Below are 17,485 nucleotides of genomic sequence, written 5' to 3' on the forward strand. Positions count from 1 at the left end.
CATTGTGAGTGACCACAAATTTCGGGTGTATAGGAAAAAAAAGGTATTTAGATGAAGGAAAAACAGAAGAAGCTCGTAAGACAAATTCTTACAAGCTTTATTTTTTGAATTTATGTCGATTTTTTATTTTTTAATTTCAAGAAAGCTAAAACAAGCTTAAAAACTAAAATTCTATAAAAATCAAATACTTATTGAAGTTAAACGCTCCGAATTAACTGAGCTCAATACCATTAACGGCAGCATTTTTTAAAACTTTAGGGTAATTAGAAAATAAATTTAAAAATATTTTCTGCTTGTTTTACTAACGGCAGCATCAGAAAAAACTTTAATTATTTTTGGATTTTTTTAAAGTTTTTTCTGTTTTTGTGCAATGTCGCAACAAACTGCCTAGATTTGATGTGGAAAACCCACGAAAAGGAAGGTAAAAATACAAAACAAATATAACGAAATAGCAACGGCTTATTTATATTTGAATCTATACAGGCGGACTTCGCCATACACAACTCTGTTTTAACTGCTTATCCAAACCAGATAAAAGTGTTTCGTGCTCAATTAACTCATCAGATGACGCCATCTTAAGAATGACTTCGTCGATAGGAATATCCACAAACACAACCTCTTCAATTACCGATTTCTCTTCAACAGGTAAATCGATTTCAAAACTATTCTGCCCTCGGGACATCGCCAAAAATACGTCAGCCAAAAGCTCCGCATCAAGCAGCGCTCCATGCAACTTTCGGTGCGAATTAGAGATTTCGTAACGATCACATAAAGCGTCGAGAGAATTCCGCTTTCCCGGGTGCAGCTCTTTAGCCTGAACCAAGGTATCAGTAACGATTTCGACATAATCTGTAAACAGCCCCAGACCGACTCTGGCAAACTCAGCATTTAGAAAAGAGATATCAAATGGCGCGTTGTGAATAACAATTTCAGCACCTTTAATATATTCACAAAACTGATTGATCACTTCAGAAAATTTAGGCTTATCACTTAAAAATTCCGTGGTTAATCCATGCACTGCAAGCGCACCCTCTTCAGAGTCACGCTCGGGATTAATATATTGATGATAATTATTACCGGATAATTTCCGATTAATTAACTCAACACAGCCGATCTCAATAATTCTATTGCCATCGCGCGCACTTAAACCAGTTGTTTCCGTATCTAAAACAATTTGCCTTAAATTCTTTTCCATCACATGGATACCTTATTCGATTGTTCTGCAACCCACTTTAATAAAATCCGGCTTCCACTCCCTTGCGAACAGAAGCTGGACTGCATCCCTACGCCTGCAGCGAATATAAGTTGATCTCCAATTGATACGAAAGGTAGCTGCTGCCTTACCCAAAATGGGATTTTTAAGGATTGATAGTGACTTTTCATATCGCGGGTAGATCGATTTTCTGCCAACTTGAGACGCTCGCCACCTCGGCGAAAATGAAGCTCAAGTGACCGCCCTTTTAACCACTCACAATCAACGCCAAAATCTGAATATTGAAAATACAAAGTACCGCCCATGCCTGGGAACTCTAACTTATCTTCCCCCGACCATTTAAATACCTCAGACTTTTCCGATCGATCCTGCTCATCCAGCCTGGAAGTTGCATAGATTCTGTCTCGGTATCGATGTATGGCCAAATTATCATGGAAAACTGTAACGCGGGCATCATCACGCGCATCGAACAATTGCTTGAGTATCTCCGTCAACCTCGAGGTAGTTGGCATTCTTGACCGTAGCCTTGCAAACCACAGTCGCAACAAATTATTAACACGCTCAGGCGACAGCGAACGAATAGACTGCAAACTTAATCCATCATTATCCGAACAAGTACTTAAATCATGTCCAGCAAGATCCTCCAGCAATATACGGGTGGATCGCATGTGCGTTGCTGTTCTTGCTATACGTTTAGAAAACCCAGGTGACACCTCTTCCAACATCGGCATCACTTTATGTCTTAATGCGTTTCTCAAAAATCGTGCGTCATCATTTGACTCGTCGTGTATGTGCAAAATATCGCGCGAATCAACAAATTGCTCTAAGTCGCCCCTGGTTTCTTGCAACAAAGGACGCATTAACATCAGGGTACCGACACCAAGCAAACTCTCTGCAGTATTAAATCGATCCATCCCTGATAACCCGGCGACACCAGAACCTCTCAACATCTGCATTAAAAGAGTTTCAGCCTGATCATCCTGATGATGAGCCGTCAGGCAAAAATTGATCTGGTGCTCTTGGCAAATTCGCCCAAGAGCCAGATACCGAGCACTTCGTGCACTGCTCTCTATTCCCTCTTTTTTAGTCACATCAAGCGTGACTTTTTTATATAAAAAAGTCACGTTATGTGCAAGACATACTGATCGACAATGCTCAAGCCATGAATCAGCATTTGTGCTGAGTCCATGATGTATATGAATTGCAACCAAGGGAATTTTACGGAGACGACAATACTCAATTGCCAGCATAAGGAGGGCGGAAGAATCAAGCCCGCCACTAAATGCAATAGCCATCCCGGGGACTGACTCAACTCCTAACTCTGAAAAATAGGAGTCCAGTACTTCAGAGAAGCGGTGCGTTAAAGCACCGCTGTTACCACGTTGATTCATTCAGAAATCTTTGTTTCCTTAAATTTACCATAACTCATCAGTTTTTCATGGCGAGCGCTAAGTAAATCTTTAGTTTTAACGCCCTGGAACTGGCGCAGTGTATCAGCCAGTGCACGCTTAACCAGAGAACACATCTGCTTAGGATCTCTGTGCGCACCACCCAGTGGTTCATTAATAATTTTGTCGATTAATCCCATTGCCTTTAACCGGTGCGCTGTCAGTCCCAGTGCCTCTGCGGCATCAGACGCTCGGTCAGATGTTTTCCATAAAATAGAGGCGCATCCTTCAGGAGAAATAACGGAATATGTCGCATACTGCAACATCAATACTGCATCGCCAACAGCTAAAGCCAAAGCGCCACCAGAACCGCCCTCACCAATAATTGTTGTGATCAGCGGCACTTTCAGCTCAGCCATGACATACAAATTATGTCCGATTGCTTCCGATTGACCACGTTCTTCCGCATCAATCCCAGGCCACGCACCGGTAGTATCAACAAAAGTGAAGACAGGAATGTCAAATTTTTCTGCCAGCTTCATCAAGCGCATGGCTTTACGGTAGCCTTCGGGTTTTGGCATACCAAAATTACGCATGGCCCGCTCTTTTGTATCGCGTCCTTTTTGATGGCCGATGACCATGCAGGACTGTCCATTAAAACGAGCTAAACCACCAACAATCGACTGATCATCAGCGAAGCTACGGTCACCGTGTAGTTCATGAAAGTCGGTAAATACGTGGTTGACGTAATCCATCGTATATGGGCGCTGCGGATGACGAGATATCTGCGATACCTGCCAAGGAGTCAACTTTGCATAAATATCTTTAGTCAGCATCTGACTTTTTTTGGAAAGCCGGTCAATCTCTTCGGAGATATCAACAGCAGAGTCATCCTGTACGAAGCGCAACTCTTCAATTTTAGTTTCGAGCTCAGCTATTGACTGCTCAAAACTCAGGAATGTCGTTTTAGTCATCGTGCCTCCTTAAATCCACACGAGTTGAGAAAATTCTTACGGATTGACGAAGTCAATATATATAGTTCACCTGCATAGATCGCTTGCCGCGTTGAAGCCCTCGTGCGCAATAACTTCAATCTGCCCGCAACCCCACAATACAAAATTAGTGATGGAACAACTTTGCAAATAAATAATCAGGACTTTCTCAAAGAAATGCCGTAAATATTCAAACGGAGCAGATTAAATATCAAAATTGCCCATTCTGTCCAGCATCCGTTCACTCTCAAACCAAATCAATAGGAAAATACTGCCTTCGTCTTTTATCTGTAGCTATTTCCCTAGCGATAAAACTCAGACTTATTCGAAATGGGCGGAATATTCAAAACATAAGGTATTCCATTGTGACCAAAAATAAAGACGAACTCACGAATATCTGATGTTTGCTCGAGCAAAAGCCCAATAAGCACACTTATTTGATAAGATGACGCTTACGTATAGCTTTAGTATAACATTGCCGCTCTTATGTTCAGTCAATCTCAGATAAATCCAAGCCAGAACGCCATGCGCCAAATCTTAAAAAGTGTTTTCGTCATATCAAATTTATCTTTCGCCTTATTCTCCGCCCCCTCCTTCGCTGACGATGCAGCCGATGTAGGAAAATTGCTTCGCGCAGGCCAAATATCTGAAGCGCTTCAAAAAGTAGACAGTGCCCTGGCTGTTCGCCCTAAAGACGCTCAAATGCGTTTTTTAAAAGGCTTGATTCTTACTGAACAAAACAAAAGCGCTGAAGCAATTAATATTTTCACCAAGTTAACTGACGACTATCCGGAATTGCCTGAACCATATAATAATCTTGCTGTTTTATATGCTGCATCAGGACAATATGATAAAGCCCGGGCATCTTTGGAAATGGCAATCAGAACAAATCCTACGTATGGCACAGCGCACGAAAATTTAGGTGACGTCTACGCGAAGTTAGCCAGCCAAGCATACGACAAGGCGCTGCAACTGGATTCGGGAAACGCCACTGCTAAGTTAAAACTGACCTTAGTTCGCAATCTGGTTGGCAATACCACAGGTGGAACAAACCCCAAAACAAGCCCATCGCCAGCAATACAAATTGCACAGGCGGCGTCTGCGAAGGCGCCAGTCGCTCCTACTCCAACAAAGCAGGCAACTGCGCCAGTAAAGGCCGAACCAGAACCGGTTAAAGCCGAAATAACTAGCAAATCAAAAGCGTCACAAATCCAGGAAAAGGATGAAGATGACGTGATGAAAGCCATTGAAAATTGGGCGAAAGCCTGGAGCAACAAAGATACCAACGCCTATCTGGCGCACTATGCCAAAGATTTCCAGACACCTAAAGGCGAATCGCGAAAAGCATGGGCAGAGGAAAGGCGCGAGAGAATTGAAGGAAAAGGTCGCATCAGCGTAAAAATTGAAAGTGCCAAAGTCAACATCGACGGCAACAATGCAACTGTTAAATTCCGCCAGATATACACCTCTGACCGCCTGACTGCCAACAGCCGCAAAACCATCAATATGACGAAGCAAGATGGTAAATGGCAAATTAAGCAGGAGCGCGCGGGTAGCTGATGTTTTTCGCTGTCAATAGAAATGCTTCGGTCGTCAACATAGCCACGAAGCGGGTTGTTTGCGCCCTTCTTATCTACTGTATTTCAATCTGCATCGGTACATTTGATGCGATGGCCAGAACGCGCCCGCAAAAAATGCCTTCTGAACAAATTTCAAGCACAGCAAATCCTGACCAGCTTTTAATTGAAGTTTATAAAAGCCTTGCAGAAAATAAGCTTCAGAACGCTCAAGTTAAAATTGACGAGTTAATCGATGCCTATCCTCACTTTCAATTAGCGCACCTGATCAGGGGTGACTTGTTACTCATGCACACCCGCCCGGTAGCCAGTTTTGGAGCGGGGGCGAATGTTCAGGGTGAAAAATTAAAAGAACTACGTGATGAAGCTGCAGCGAGGATCAGATCTTTTCGCGAACGCCCGGCTCCAGACTTACTTCCAAGACCAGTTATTCAACTACGTGAAGATCAAAAGCAAGTAATTCTCGTCGACGCAAAAAAATCTCGCTTATATCTCTATGAAAACAATGCAGGACAACTCCGGCTTGTCAGTGACCATTACATCAGTCAGGGTAAATTTGGTACAAATAAATTTAAGGAGGGGGATCAAAAAACCCCGCTCGGAGTTTATTACATTACCAGTCGCTTATCCGGAAGCAAGCTTCCCGACTTTTACGGCCCGGGAGCACTTCCTCTAAACTATCCTAATGAATGGGATAAAATTAATGGTCGCAGTGGTTCTGGCATCTGGCTACATGGTATGCCCTCCAGTAGTTTCAGCAGACCGCCGTTAGCATCAGATGGCTGCGTCGTACTGACGAATCCAGATTTTTTAAAAATCGCTGCATCGGTAGATATAGGCAGAACTCCGGTCATCATCAGTGAGCACATTGAATTCGTCAATCAAGCAAAATGGAGTCTTGACAAACAGTTTGCGGCAAAGTTACTGGAAGACTGGCGCCTTGATCTTGAAAGCCAGAATGCCAACCGGATTTTTGCAAATTACTCGAGAAATTTCAGGGCAAATCAAGGGGAAGATTTAAACTCATGGTTTTCCAAACAAAGACAAACATGGGATAGCTGGGTTACTCCCATTGTTAAAGTGAAGGACGTGACGCATTTTATTTATCCAGGCAAAGATGAAATGATCGTCAGCACCTTCACACAAGAAGTTACCTCAGGAAAAGCCAGGGCCAGTACCAGAAAAAGGCAATACTGGAGGAAAGAAGCAGCCAAATGGCGAATTGTGTATGAAGCGAACGTATAACAGGCGAAAAAAAATGACATCCTTGTACAAAAAAATTTCAGGTTTTATTTTTGCTGGTGTAACTTTATTCAGTTCACAGCTTTTAATGGCCGAAGAGTTACCCAAAGTCTCCATAAAAACCAGCATGGGAGAAATCGTAGTGGAACTTTACCCTGATGCTGCCCCCAATACCGTAGACAACTTTCTGAAGTATGTTAAAGCCGGACACTACAAAGGAACGATTTTTCATCGTGTCATCAATGACTTCATGATCCAGGGTGGTGGTTATGATAAAAATATGAAGGAAAAGCAAACACGCAAACCTATTCCTTTAGAAGCACGTCGCGCCTTGGATAAGGGTCTGAAAAATGAGCTTGGTACTATTGCTATGGCAAGAACCGAAGATCCAAACTCTGCGACAGCGCAATTTTTTATTAATGTAAAAAATAACGAATTTTTAAATCATCAGATATTGCCAGACGGTGATCCCGTAGAGTTCAACTACCGTGGCAATATGGTTAAAGCACCAAGAAACAAAGCCTTGCTCGCGACTGCTGGTTACACACCGTTCGGCAAAGTCATCAAAGGGATGGATATTGTCGACAAAATCAAAGCCGTAGAGACCGGCGACGCGCACATGATGCAAAATGTGCCTAAACAAAACATCATCATTGAATCTGCAAGCATTGTTAAATAATCTTCTTTTATCTTCACTTCATTACCAAGGAATATCATGGCTGTCATTCTGACTACAAATTTAGGCGCTATCAAAATCGAACTGGATGCAGAAAAAGCACCGAAGACCGTTGCTAATTTCATTGCGTATGTTGAATCCGGTCACTATGCGGGTACTATTTTTCATCGCGTCATCGATGGCTTTATGATTCAAGGTGGCGGCTTCGAACCCGGCATGAAACAAAAAGAAACGCAAGCGCCAATCGAAAATGAAGCTAACAACGGACTCAAAAACCAGCGTTACTCGATCGCAATGGCACGCACTGGCGCACCGCATTCTGCGTCCGCTCAGTTTTTTATCAATACAGCCAATAACAGCTTTTTAGACTATCCAGGTCAGGACGGTTGGGGTTATTGCGTTTTCGGTACAGTAACAGAAGGCACCGATATCGTTGATAAAATCAAAAGCGTAAAAACCTCACGCTCAGGCATGTTCCAGGACGTGCCAGTTGAAGACGTGATCATCGAAAAAGCAGAAGTGGTCTAAATAAAAGCTTCGCAACACAGTGAACTCTCAGCAATCACAGGAACTAGCGCAACCAGAATTGGTTGCGCTGTTTGTTTCCGATATCCACCTGTCTCCCACCCTGCCAAAGACAACCCTTGCCTTTCTGGCTTTTCTGAGGCAAAAAGCAACGCAAGCAAAACAGCTCTATATTCTTGGCGATTTATTTGAATACTGGGTCGGCGATGATGACATTGCAGATGACTACAATCAAGAGATCGTGTCTGCGCTGGAAGTCCTGTCTACGTCAGGCGTCGAGCTATTCTGGATCGCCGGAAACCGGGATTTTTTAGCAGGCAGTCTTTTTGCAGAAACGACCGGCGCCACCCCCCTCCCAGATCCCAGCACAGTAAGCATTGCCGGGCTTAATATCGTTATTTGTCATGGTGATGCTCAATGCACCGACGATACTGACTATATAAAATTCCGAACTATGGTGCGCAATCTGGAGTGGCAAAAACAATTTCTGAGCAGACCGTTATCTGAGCGAAAATTGATTGTTCAAAGCATGCGTATGAACAGCAAAAGCGAACAAGCAAAAAAAGATAGCGACATCATGGATGTCAATAGTGATGCCATTGCAAAGCTGTTCGAAGCGTCAGCTTGTGACATCATGATTCATGGTCACACGCACAGACCCGCACGACACCCAGAAATGGGCAAATATCGTTATGTACTGCCGGACTGGGATGTTGATACAGACAAGCACAGAGGCGGATGGCTCGGCATCTTTGACGATGGAAAAATAATCCTATCGGACCTCAACGGTCAGGAAATATAAGGAACAGTTATTTCCTGACCACCCGGTTATTCTTTCACCAAATGCCCGGCTGAAATCTTCAATGTTCTGCCGCACCTCGCCGCAATCGACAAATCATGCGTGACCAATACCAGAGTTGAATGTCGTTCACGATTCAACGTGAACATCAATTGAATAATCGATTCGCCCGTCTGCGCATCGAGACTACCTGTTGGCTCATCTGCAAATAAGAGCGGCGGCTCAGTCACAAAAGCGCGAGCCAGCGCCACGCGCTGCTGCTCGCCTCCGGACAAGTACTTTGGATAATGCCGCAGGCGTGCAGCAAGCCCTACTCTATCGAGCATGGCTTCTGCTTTTTCTTTGGCTTGTTTATCGCCACGCAACTCTAACGGCAGCATCACATTTTCAAGTGCAGTCAGATGCGCCAGCAACTGAAAAGACTGGAAAACAAAACCCAATTTCTCCTTACGAAATCTGGCGCGCTCATCCTCATTTAAGGAAAACAGGTTAACACCATCTAACAACACCTGACCTGAACTCGGCACATCTAGCCCGGCGATAATACCAAGCAAGGTAGATTTACCAGAACCAGATGCACCAACTATCGCAAGCGTCTCCCCCGTATGCGCGGTAAAATCAATACCATTCAGTATCGTTAAATGGCCAGTCGCATCATCGACCTGCTTAACAATATTTTTTACTTCAATTGCTACTTTTGCTGATTCTTTAGGATGTGTCATGCTGTCTTTTCGATCTGTGTACCAATTTTTATCTGCACTGTTAAAAATAGTGTTCGTTGTCAGTTTGGGAATGACGACTGCGTACGCTCATTCTGCATCAAAAACCATACTCGTGCTCGGCGATAGCCTCTCAGCCGAATATGGCTTGGCGAGAGGAGAAGGTTGGGTCAGCCTGATGGAAAAGCAACTGGCTGAAAAGAAAATAAGTGCTCAGGTTATCAATGCAAGTATCAGCGGAGAAACCACTATCGGTGGGAAAACCCGACTTCCTTCTTTAATGGAAAAACATCATCCGGACATTGTGATCATCGAACTCGGCGGCAATGATGCCTTGCGCGGCTTGTCATTGAAAGCATCCGAAGATAACTTTCGCGCCATGATTACCTCCGCAAAAAAAGAAAAGGCACAAGTGATCCTTACCGGTATGCAAATACCGCCAAATTACGGGAAAGAATACGCGCAGAAATTTTTCTCCTTATACTCCATACTGGCCACCGAACAGAAAATCGTACTTGTGCCCTTCCTGCTACAAGGCATCGCCGATTCAAATGATTTTTTTCAGGCAGACAGAATCCATCCTGTAGCAAAAGCACACCCTATTATCCTCAATAATGTCTGGCCACGCCTTTACCCATTACTCAGAAAATAATTTATGAAATACCCTGAGGTCTGTTTTTTTGATGGCATCGTATCGGACTTACATCAGTTTGATTGCATCATTGATGTCCGTAGCCCATCCGAGTTTGCTGAAGATCATATTCCTGGCGCCATCAATTGCCCGGTTCTGAATGACGAGGAAAGAATCCGTGTCGGCACGATGTACAAGCAAGTCGGCGCATTTGAAGCCAAACGCCTTGGCGCAGCGCTGGTGGCGATCAATATAGGAAATCACCTGACCCATCTATTTCAGGATAAGCCAAAAGAATGGCGCCCACTGATTTACTGCTGGCGCGGAGGTAATCGTAGCGGTTCAATGGCGCACATTTTTTCCAGAATCGGCTGGCCTGCAGCGCAGCTACATGGGGGCTACAAAGCATATCGCCAGCATGTTAACGAAAACATTCCGCTTCTCGCGCAAGGAATCAACTGGAAGGTTTTATGCGGACCAACCGGTAGTGCTAAAAGCCGGTTACTGGCAGCACTGAATAGCGTCGGGCAACAAGTACTGGATCTGGAAAAATTTGCATGTCACCGAGGGTCAGTACTGGGTGATATTCCGAATGAAAAACAACCCTCACAAAAACATTTTGAAAGTCGCATCTGGGAAACTTTACGCAAGATCAATAAAACTCAACATGTATACGTCGAAGCCGAAAGCAAGAAAGTTGGCAATCTGCGGGTACCGGATTCTATTATGGACGGAATCAGAGCCGCAGCATGCCTCTCTCTGAAACTCGACATCCGGGAACGGGTTAATTTACTCGTGGAAGATTATGCACACTTCGTTAGTGATACGGAACATCTGGGTCAGCAATTAGATTTTTTAACCTCGATACATGGCAAAGAAAAAATCACTCAATGGAAAACACTCGCATCTCAGCATGACATTCAGACGCTGGTGAGGAAATTACTTGAGGAACACTACGATCCGGCATATCACAAATCAATTAACAAAAATTTTTCTCAGTTTATGGAGGCTCAGGAAATCCACCTACACGGAATTAATGACAAGAGTATGCAAGAGGCAATCAGAAATATCGTCGCTGAAAAATGATCCGATCAGCCTTCGACATCGTCCAGAATGCGCTGTCCTTCCTGATCCAGCTCGTCGAACTGACGATGATTCACCGCCCACCAGAATAAGGCACCAATTGCAAAAACAAGTACGAGGCTCACAGGTACCAGCAAATACAAAATATCCATAATTAATTCAAGGTCTCCGTCATCACAAATTCCGGCTGCGGTAAAAGATATAAACGCAGTGCATTTAAAACGACTAACAGCGAGCTCAACGACATGCCTAATGCAGCATGCCAGGGTTCCAGCCAGCCGATGATAGCAGCAGGAATCGCAATCAGATTATAAAGAACTGCCCATGCCAGATTTTCCCTGATTAAGCGGAATGCTTTGTTCGCGACAACAAACCCAAAGGTAAGGTCATTTAATCGGTTTGACATGAGTAACAAATCGCTTCTGGTCTGAGAAATTGGTGCGCCTTGCCCCATTGCGACAGCCACATCTGCAATCGCCAGGACTGGCCCGTCGTTCATCCCATCCCCCACCATTACAACCCGTGCACCATCTGCCTGAAGCTTTTGTACTACGTTGAATTTGTCACGCGGACTCAAGCCGGCGTGGGCTTCAGTGATTCCACATTGCTGCGCAACTGCCATCACCACATCATCTCTGTCACCTGACAACAGCACTATTTTTTTTCCGGCAGTCTTCAGTTTTTGTATTGCTTCAACAGCATCATCGCGCAAGACATCTGCCATGGCAAACAACAAAATCACACCATCTTTATCTGCCAGCATTGACAGTGTTTTATTCACACAAGCAGCAGGCGCAACAAAATCGGTGTGTGTGATCTCAGACACAAAATCCGCATTGCCGAGGCGATAGAGCCTACCGCCGATCTCCGCCTCTACGCCACCTCCAGCGATTTCTTGCAACATCGCTGAGTTCATAGCTGACGACTGTGCATGTTGCGCAGCTAAACTGTCTGCAATTGCCTTTGCGGCAGGATGTGTAGAGCCGGAAGCCATAGCAAATGCAATAGCCTCAGCCTGTACATACTCCCTTAAAACCATCGTATCGGATACACGTAACTTACCGACTGTGAGTGTACCGGTTTTATCAAAGACAAAGTGTGTCGCTTCCGCCATTGCCTGTATCGCCTTGCCATTTCTGATCAGCACGCCATTTTTTGCCAGCAACCCGATTGCAGCTGACATGACTCCCGGTGTCGCTAAAGATAAGGCGCAAGGACAAGTCACCACAATCACACTCACGGCTATCCATAGTGCCCTGGACGAGTCTATGTAAAACCATCCGATCGCAGTGAAAGCAGCAATGATCAGAATAATTGTTAAAAAGCGGCTGGCGTGTTTATCTGCCAGTAAAACGATAGGAGGTTTTTCCGTTGCAGCATTTTCCATCAGGCTGATCAGCGTCGATAATTGAGTATCGCTACCAACCTTTGATGCCTGCATCGTCAGGGTGCCAGTCAAATTGATTGCTCCAGCAATTAACTGATCACCAACGGCCTTAACGACAGGATGGGACTCCCCCGTCATCAAAGCCTCGTCACATTCGCTACGCCCTTCCAGCACAACACCATCGGCAGGAATTTGCTCTCCGGGCGCAACTAACAGATAGTCACCCACCTGCAAGTCTGACGCATTCACAGTTTGGGTTTGTCTGCTGTGTGGGTAATTCGTCATTCTTTGTGCTGCTACTTCTGTCAGTTGCGTCAGCACGCGCAAGGCCGCCGTCGTTTTCTTTTGCACCAGGCTTTCGATCAGCCTCGCACCAAGCAACAGAAAAACAAACATGATGGCCGAGTCATAATAAACAGCTCCGCCTTCAAAAGTTGCCCAGACACTTGCGAAAAACGTCAACAAGATTCCTAACGATACGGGTACATCCATCCCGATATGCCGATTACGTAAATCACGCCAAGCCGACTTGAAAAATGGCATCGAAGAAAAGCCTATCACTGGCACCGCGATCAGCATGCTCGCAATTTTCAGTAATTTATCCAGATCAGGCGTCAGATCTCCATCCACTTGCGGAACCGGAACAAGATAAGCAGGAAACGCATACATCATGATCTGCATCATCGCAAAACCGGCAACAAATAAACGCCAGATCGCTAATTTATTTTCTTTCTTTTCAGCTTCATCTGTGTCATAACTGACCGGTAACGCGCCGTAACCAAGCTGGACAATCGAGTTAATGATATTTTTGAGATTATTCTTATCCACCTGCCATGCCAGCTCGGCGCGATGACTCGCGGCATTAATCTTGAATGCAGTGACACCAGGAAGCTGACGGACACGAAATTCGATCAGTTGCATGCATGCGGCACAACGCATGCCGGACAAGCTGAGTTTTTCATGCTGCAGTTGCTTACTTTCTGCAGACTCTGCAGGGAATGCGGGAGATTGGTTAACACCAGACATGAATGTGATTAAGTTTCCGTTTGAACGGACTTCGCTTTTAAATATTCTGAAATCATATTGTTCTGCTCAACAGTCCGCAGAATAGCCAGGCAACCATGACAACAAACCGGCTGCTCTTTCCCATTGAATTTGACGTAAATAGCCTTGTTCTTACGCATTTTCTCACCGCAATGATAGCAAGCTATCTTCTCAGCGCTGTTCTGCGCCGGAGAAAACAGAGCTAATAAGTGACTGAAGGTTATTGCCATGGGAAATTAGAATTCAAAGCGGTATTGTGAGCTATCTTACATTAAATGGCATATTACCGATTGATTTGACGCAACGCAGAAAGGGAACTGAAGCACTGATGCTGAAGAAAGACAGGCTGCACGACTTAAAAATTAAAAAAGACGGCAGCATTGCACTACCGTCTTTTAAGTTTAAGCCCTGAAAGGTGAGGATTCCTAGAAACCTCTGATCCATGTCTAAGATGGAAATAGCAATTCAAATTGTCATCCTTCTACTTCGCACAAAACCGGCACAACGATGAAGTCCGGATCTCAGAGAACAACGAACATGGAAACGAAATATTGTCTATATCGACCTCCTGTTTTGAACCAGCTACGTACCCAATATAAATGAAGCGGAAAAGATAGAAAAGAAAATTAAAACTATGTATGCCGGAAGACAGATTTAAAAAACCAACTAAACAAAATAGATCAATTCAGATCAGCGTATTGATAGACTATTGCTCTTTAACAGAGAACTGACTGCGCCGCTTCCTACCGAAGCGCCAAATTTTTTCAAAACACGTTCTGGCAAGCCTTCTTTCTGCGTGTAATCAACGATATCTTCAGCCTTGATCACATCGCGTGCGACTGACTCAACGGTACCGAAGTCATCGGCCAACCCCATTTCTACGGCTTTGCTTCCTATCCAGAATAAGCCGGAAAAAGTTTCCGGTGTTTCTTTCAGGCGATTGCCCCGCCCTTTACGCACCACATCAATAAACTGCGCATGAATTTCATTTAACATCGCCTGAGATAACTCTTTATGTTTTTCCGTCTGCGGTGAGTAAGGATCCATAAAGCCTTTATTTTCTCCCGCCGTCATCAGACGCCGCTCAACACCAAGCTTATTCATCAGCCCCGTGAAGCCGAATCCATCCATCAAGACACCGATAGATCCGAGCACACTGGCTTTATTGACATAAATTTTATCGGCGGCTGCGGCGATGTAATAGCCACCAGACGCGCAAATCTCATCCACTACCACGTACAGCTTTTTGTCTGGATAATGCGACCGCAAGCGGACAATCTCGTCATTGATCATGCCAGCCTGAACCGGGCTGCCACCGGGACTGTTAATACGCAATATCACACTCACTGATCCAGCATCGGCAAATGCGCGATTTAATGCAGGAATCACGTCTTTCGCACTGGCATTGCCACCAGCATCAATTTCACCATCAATTTCAACCAAGGCGGTGTGATGCCCCAGATTTTCCGTCTGAGCATCTGAAAAACCGGAAAAATAGTAAAAGCCGCCAAGAATAAGCAGAAGAAAGGTGAATTTAAAAAATATTCCCCAACGACGTCGCAATCGCTGCTCACGCAGAGACTCGAACAGCAGCTTCTCTAACACTGTCCTATCCCAGGATGCAGATGCATTTTCTGTGCTGTCAGCTGGCTTTTTTTCAAACAACGGGTCGTTCATCATCTTACCTTTGTATTCTTTCAGGCAATTACAGGCTGAATATAATCATCCGGATGCCAGTAAACCGTTCCATCCGACTCGCTGACCTCAATTTTCCTGAGCCGACTGCCACGGCAAGGCCCACCGGAGCAATATCCTGTTTCTGGCTGATAAATTGCTCCATGCGTTGCACACATAATGAATAAGCCGCTGGATTCAATAAACTCACCCGGATTCCAATCCAGTTCTACCGGCACATGAGCGCAACGATTCAGGTAAGCATGCACTTCATCGGCGTAGCGAATGACGAAACCAACGGCATCGTCACTGCCTGCCGTCAGCGGAAAACGCACCCCTTTTCCACCGTTGATCAGTTCTTGAGATTGACAAATTGCAATAGATTTCATTCAACGCGACTCCACTCAGGCATTTTCTCTGAGCCATTGATGTAACTCTGCTACGGTCTTTGCTGAATACAGAGGATTGAAACCAGACAATAAATGCGCGTCGTGTGCGCCATACTCAACAGCAACGGCTGCTGCACCGGCGTTATTTGCCATTTGCAAATCATGGGTGGTATCACCAACCATCAGTGTGCGTTGCATATCCTGCCCTAATTCTCTGGTCAGCTCTTGCAGCATCGCCGGATGCGGTTTGGAGAACGTCTCGTCGGAACAGCGTGTCGCGTCAAACAAGGATGTCAGCTCGGCCGTGTGTAATGCCCGGCTCAGGCCAACACGGCTTTTTCCGGTTGCGACCGCCAAAAAATAACCATCCTGAGACAATTCATTGAGCATATCGCGCACACCATCAAACAATGGCAACTCATGATCTTTTAACAAATAGTGATAACGATAACGCTCCACCATGCGCGGATAGTATTTCGGATCAACATCAGGAACCGCGGCTTTCATCGCCTCAAGAAGCGATAAGCCGATCACATACGCTGCCGAATGATCGCCAGGTATGGGCAAGCCCAGATCTTTTGCTGCCGCCTGAATACATTTGACGATGGTGGCAGTACTGTCCATGAGGGTGCCATCCCAGTCAAACACGATAAAATCAAATTGCTTTTTTGCCATATTAAGAATGAACTCCCCGCCATTTCAGGTGGGGACTGATGTTGCTTGTGAGTACCTCGATCATACCATTAATAAACGTTCAAGTTTTTCTGCTACGCCTCCAGACTGCGCAGAAAGTGTTCGCACTCTTCCGGAAGCCGGGCATTAACTGTCATCTGTTTGCCGGTCTCGGGATGCGTGAAAGTAATCTGATGAGCATGCAAGAACATACGCTTGAGGGCGCCGCGTGTCGCCGTCGCCTTCAGCAATGCTTTATTTAAAGGAAAATCCCCGTATTTATCATCGCCGGCAATCGCAAACCCACTGGCAGACAAATGCACACGAATCTGGTGCGTACGCCCGGTTTTTAATTCCGCCTCTAACAAAGCAAATTCTTTAAACTTCTTTTTGAGTGTAAAGATCGTGTGCGATGCCATGCCATCCGCCTGCACCCGGACACGTCGCTCACCATCAGCCGTGGTGTATTTATGCAAAGGCAACTTCACATGTTGCCGGGCATTTTTCCAGTCGCCCGAGACCAGCGTGTAGTAACGCTTATCGGTCAGACCATCACGCATCTGCTCATGCAAATTTGTTAAGGCTGTCCGTTTTTTTGCAATCAGCAGAATCCCGGATGTCTCGCGGTCTAGCCGGTGCACCAGCTCCAGAAATTTGGCATCTGGCCGCGACGCCCGTAATTGCTCGATCACGCCATAACTGACGCCTGAACCACCATGCACAGCAACCCCCGCAGGCTTATCGATGATCAGCAGATAATTATCTTCAAACAGAATCGGGAACTCAAGTTTAGGAACAACTTGCGTCGATTGCTCAGCCATGCGTATAGGTGGAATACGGACAACATCCCCCTCCACCAGTCTGTATAACTGATCTATACGTCCTTTATTGACGCGCACTTCTCCAGAGCGCAATACACGGTAAACGTGACTTTTTGGTACGCCTTTACATATACGTAAGAGGAAATTATCAATCCGCTGACCAGCCTCTTCTTCAGAGATTGTCAGGAGCTGTACTCTGGGCGCAGAAGCTGAAGGCTCTTGCGGGGGCGTAGTTTGCATCTGTTTTTGATGCCTTCCCCCATTAATTATCGCTAAGTCCTTCATTTTGAATATATAATCATTTTCGCTTCAGCAATTACGCTTTAGCAGTGTAATAGAAATAAACAGCTATTTTACACAGGGGTCAGTCCATCAGCCTCGCCAGTTTGCAAATATGATGGAAAAGATGTGTATGCAGCATCGTTGACGGGTCAAGGTGGCAACCAACTGTTGCTGTCGGACTTCAGTGAAACGAGGTTGGATCAGAGCGTTTGAATAGTAAGGATAAGTTAGGCAAGAGATGCTGGTTTATGATGAATAAGCATGCTTGCCTATGATGATTTTGGTAGTAAAGGCGATTCCGTCAGACACAACACAATAAGATGGTCTGACACCAAAGTTGCTCATCGCCTGGCGTTGTACTTCGCTATTGC

General features: G+C 45.2%; 18 protein-coding genes. 7 read left to right on the forward strand and 11 right to left on the reverse strand.

Features of this window, described 5'->3' with window-relative positions; genetic code table 11:
• Positions 1-475: 475 nt before the first annotated feature.
• The 3 genes from dnaQ to H8K38_RS14570 are packed head-to-tail and all read right to left on the reverse strand — an operon-like array spanning position 476 to position 3,575.
• Entirely contained in the window at positions 476-1,195 is a 720-nt protein-coding gene (gene dnaQ, locus H8K38_RS14560; RefSeq protein ID WP_186885554.1) for a DNA polymerase III subunit epsilon, read from the reverse strand.
• Complete coding sequence (gene tilS, locus H8K38_RS14565; protein ID WP_186885555.1) at positions 1,195-2,604, reverse strand: tRNA lysidine(34) synthetase TilS; 1,410 nt, start codon at positions 2,602-2,604, stop codon at positions 1,195-1,197. The genes dnaQ and tilS overlap by 1 nt, the downstream gene beginning before the upstream one ends.
• Positions 2,601-3,575 (reverse strand): acetyl-CoA carboxylase carboxyltransferase subunit alpha, encoded by a 975-nt coding sequence (locus H8K38_RS14570; protein WP_186885556.1) that lies wholly within the window; start codon positions 3,573-3,575, stop codon positions 2,601-2,603. Before H8K38_RS14570 ends, tilS begins: the two co-directional genes overlap by 4 nt.
• A gap of 543 nt (positions 3,576-4,118) precedes the next feature.
• Between H8K38_RS14570 and H8K38_RS14575 the strand changes: the two genes are divergently transcribed.
• The 5 genes from H8K38_RS14575 to H8K38_RS14595 are packed head-to-tail and all read left to right on the forward strand — an operon-like array spanning position 4,119 to position 8,415.
• Positions 4,119-5,153 carry a tetratricopeptide repeat protein gene (locus H8K38_RS14575; RefSeq protein ID WP_186885557.1) on the forward strand — a complete coding sequence of 345 codons (1,035 nt, stop codon included), beginning with the start codon at positions 4,119-4,121 and terminating at the stop codon, positions 5,151-5,153.
• Positions 5,153-6,415, forward strand: coding sequence for a murein L,D-transpeptidase family protein (locus H8K38_RS14580; RefSeq protein ID WP_255422987.1), 1,263 nt, complete (start codon positions 5,153-5,155; stop codon positions 6,413-6,415). The genes H8K38_RS14575 and H8K38_RS14580 overlap by 1 nt, the downstream gene beginning before the upstream one ends.
• 13 nt (positions 6,416-6,428) lie before the next feature.
• Complete coding sequence (locus tag H8K38_RS14585) at positions 6,429-7,091, forward strand: peptidylprolyl isomerase (RefSeq protein WP_186885558.1); 663 nt, start codon at positions 6,429-6,431, stop codon at positions 7,089-7,091.
• A gap of 36 nt (positions 7,092-7,127) precedes the next feature.
• Complete coding sequence (locus H8K38_RS14590; protein ID WP_186885559.1) at positions 7,128-7,616, forward strand: peptidylprolyl isomerase; 489 nt, start codon at positions 7,128-7,130, stop codon at positions 7,614-7,616.
• 19 nt (positions 7,617-7,635) lie between these two features.
• Positions 7,636-8,415: a UDP-2,3-diacylglucosamine diphosphatase gene (locus H8K38_RS14595; protein ID WP_186885560.1), complete on the forward strand. Its 780-nt coding sequence runs from the start codon at positions 7,636-7,638 to the stop codon at positions 8,413-8,415.
• Between the two features lie 26 nt (positions 8,416-8,441).
• On the opposite strand, the gene H8K38_RS14600 is transcribed toward H8K38_RS14595, so the two are convergent.
• The gene (locus H8K38_RS14600) at positions 8,442-9,134 is read right to left on the reverse strand and encodes an ABC transporter ATP-binding protein (RefSeq protein ID WP_186885561.1); all 693 of its coding nucleotides are present in this window, start codon (positions 9,132-9,134) and stop codon (positions 8,442-8,444) included.
• Positions 9,135-9,150: 16 nt separating this feature from the next.
• Here H8K38_RS14600 and H8K38_RS14605 point away from each other — a divergent pair, with 16 nt between their 5' ends.
• Complete coding sequence (locus H8K38_RS14605) at positions 9,151-9,783, forward strand: arylesterase (protein WP_370587102.1); 633 nt, start codon at positions 9,151-9,153, stop codon at positions 9,781-9,783.
• Between the two features lie 3 nt (positions 9,784-9,786).
• Complete coding sequence (gene mnmH, locus H8K38_RS14610) at positions 9,787-10,848, forward strand: tRNA 2-selenouridine(34) synthase MnmH (protein WP_186885563.1); 1,062 nt, start codon at positions 9,787-9,789, stop codon at positions 10,846-10,848.
• Positions 10,849-10,853: 5 nt separating this feature from the next.
• Here the strand turns inward: mnmH and ccoS are convergent, their stop codons facing one another.
• From ccoS to H8K38_RS14645, 7 genes are all read right to left on the reverse strand, one after another.
• Positions 10,854-10,997, reverse strand: a complete 144-nt coding sequence (ccoS, locus tag H8K38_RS14615) for a cbb3-type cytochrome oxidase assembly protein CcoS (protein ID WP_186885564.1) — start codon at positions 10,995-10,997, stop codon at positions 10,854-10,856.
• Between the two features lie 2 nt (positions 10,998-10,999).
• Positions 11,000-13,258, reverse strand: coding sequence for a cation-translocating P-type ATPase (locus H8K38_RS14620; RefSeq protein WP_186885565.1), 2,259 nt, complete (start codon positions 13,256-13,258; stop codon positions 11,000-11,002).
• Positions 13,259-13,266: 8 nt separating this feature from the next.
• Positions 13,267-13,506, reverse strand: a complete 240-nt coding sequence (locus H8K38_RS18730) for a heavy metal translocating P-type ATPase metal-binding domain-containing protein (protein WP_186885566.1) — start codon at positions 13,504-13,506, stop codon at positions 13,267-13,269.
• Positions 13,507-13,966: 460 nt separating this feature from the next.
• Positions 13,967-14,953, reverse strand: coding sequence for a S49 family peptidase (locus H8K38_RS14630; protein WP_255422990.1), 987 nt, complete (start codon positions 14,951-14,953; stop codon positions 13,967-13,969).
• A 20-nt stretch (positions 14,954-14,973) separates the two neighbouring features.
• The gene (locus H8K38_RS14635; protein ID WP_186885568.1) at positions 14,974-15,339 is read right to left on the reverse strand and encodes a Rieske 2Fe-2S domain-containing protein; all 366 of its coding nucleotides are present in this window, start codon (positions 15,337-15,339) and stop codon (positions 14,974-14,976) included.
• 15 nt (positions 15,340-15,354) lie between these two features.
• Entirely contained in the window at positions 15,355-16,014 is a 660-nt protein-coding gene (locus tag H8K38_RS14640) for an HAD-IIIA family hydrolase (RefSeq protein ID WP_186885569.1), read from the reverse strand.
• Positions 16,015-16,106: 92 nt separating this feature from the next.
• Positions 16,107-17,072 carry an RluA family pseudouridine synthase gene (locus tag H8K38_RS14645; protein WP_255422991.1) on the reverse strand — a complete coding sequence of 322 codons (966 nt, stop codon included), beginning with the start codon at positions 17,070-17,072 and terminating at the stop codon, positions 16,107-16,109.
• Positions 17,073-17,485 lie beyond the last annotated feature (413 nt).

Source organism: Undibacterium sp. FT79W, assembly GCF_014284215.1.
GTDB classification, from domain to species: Bacteria; Pseudomonadota; Gammaproteobacteria; order Burkholderiales; family Burkholderiaceae_D; genus Undibacterium; species Undibacterium aquatile.

Bases quoted from the DNA above. Each gene is read 5' to 3' on its own strand.
- dnaQ (WP_186885554.1), bottom strand. From the start codon at position 1,195: ATGGAAAAGAATTTAAGGCAAATTGTTTTAGATACGGAAACAACTGGT.
- tilS (WP_186885555.1), bottom strand. From the start codon at position 2,604: ATGAATCAACGTGGTAACAGCGGTGCTTTAACGCACCGCTTCTCTGAA.
- H8K38_RS14570 (WP_186885556.1), bottom strand. From the start codon at position 3,575: ATGACTAAAACGACATTCCTGAGTTTTGAGCAGTCAATAGCTGAGCTC.
- H8K38_RS14575 (WP_186885557.1), top strand. From the start codon at position 4,119: ATGCGCCAAATCTTAAAAAGTGTTTTCGTCATATCAAATTTATCTTTC.
- H8K38_RS14580 (WP_255422987.1), top strand. From the start codon at position 5,153: ATGTTTTTCGCTGTCAATAGAAATGCTTCGGTCGTCAACATAGCCACG.
- H8K38_RS14585 (WP_186885558.1), top strand. From the start codon at position 6,429: ATGACATCCTTGTACAAAAAAATTTCAGGTTTTATTTTTGCTGGTGTA.
- H8K38_RS14590 (WP_186885559.1), top strand. From the start codon at position 7,128: ATGGCTGTCATTCTGACTACAAATTTAGGCGCTATCAAAATCGAACTG.
- H8K38_RS14600 (WP_186885561.1), bottom strand. From the start codon at position 9,134: ATGACACATCCTAAAGAATCAGCAAAAGTAGCAATTGAAGTAAAAAAT.
- mnmH (WP_186885563.1), top strand. From the start codon at position 9,787: ATGAAATACCCTGAGGTCTGTTTTTTTGATGGCATCGTATCGGACTTA.
- ccoS (WP_186885564.1), bottom strand. From the start codon at position 10,997: ATGGATATTTTGTATTTGCTGGTACCTGTGAGCCTCGTACTTGTTTTT.
- H8K38_RS14620 (WP_186885565.1), bottom strand. From the start codon at position 13,258: ATGTCTGGTGTTAACCAATCTCCCGCATTCCCTGCAGAGTCTGCAGAA.
- H8K38_RS18730 (WP_186885566.1), bottom strand. From the start codon at position 13,506: ATGGCAATAACCTTCAGTCACTTATTAGCTCTGTTTTCTCCGGCGCAG.
- H8K38_RS14630 (WP_255422990.1), bottom strand. From the start codon at position 14,953: ATGAACGACCCGTTGTTTGAAAAAAAGCCAGCTGACAGCACAGAAAAT.
- H8K38_RS14635 (WP_186885568.1), bottom strand. From the start codon at position 15,339: ATGAAATCTATTGCAATTTGTCAATCTCAAGAACTGATCAACGGTGGA.
- H8K38_RS14640 (WP_186885569.1), bottom strand. From the start codon at position 16,014: ATGGCAAAAAAGCAATTTGATTTTATCGTGTTTGACTGGGATGGCACC.
- H8K38_RS14645 (WP_255422991.1), bottom strand. From the start codon at position 17,072: ATGCAAACTACGCCCCCGCAAGAGCCTTCAGCTTCTGCGCCCAGAGTA.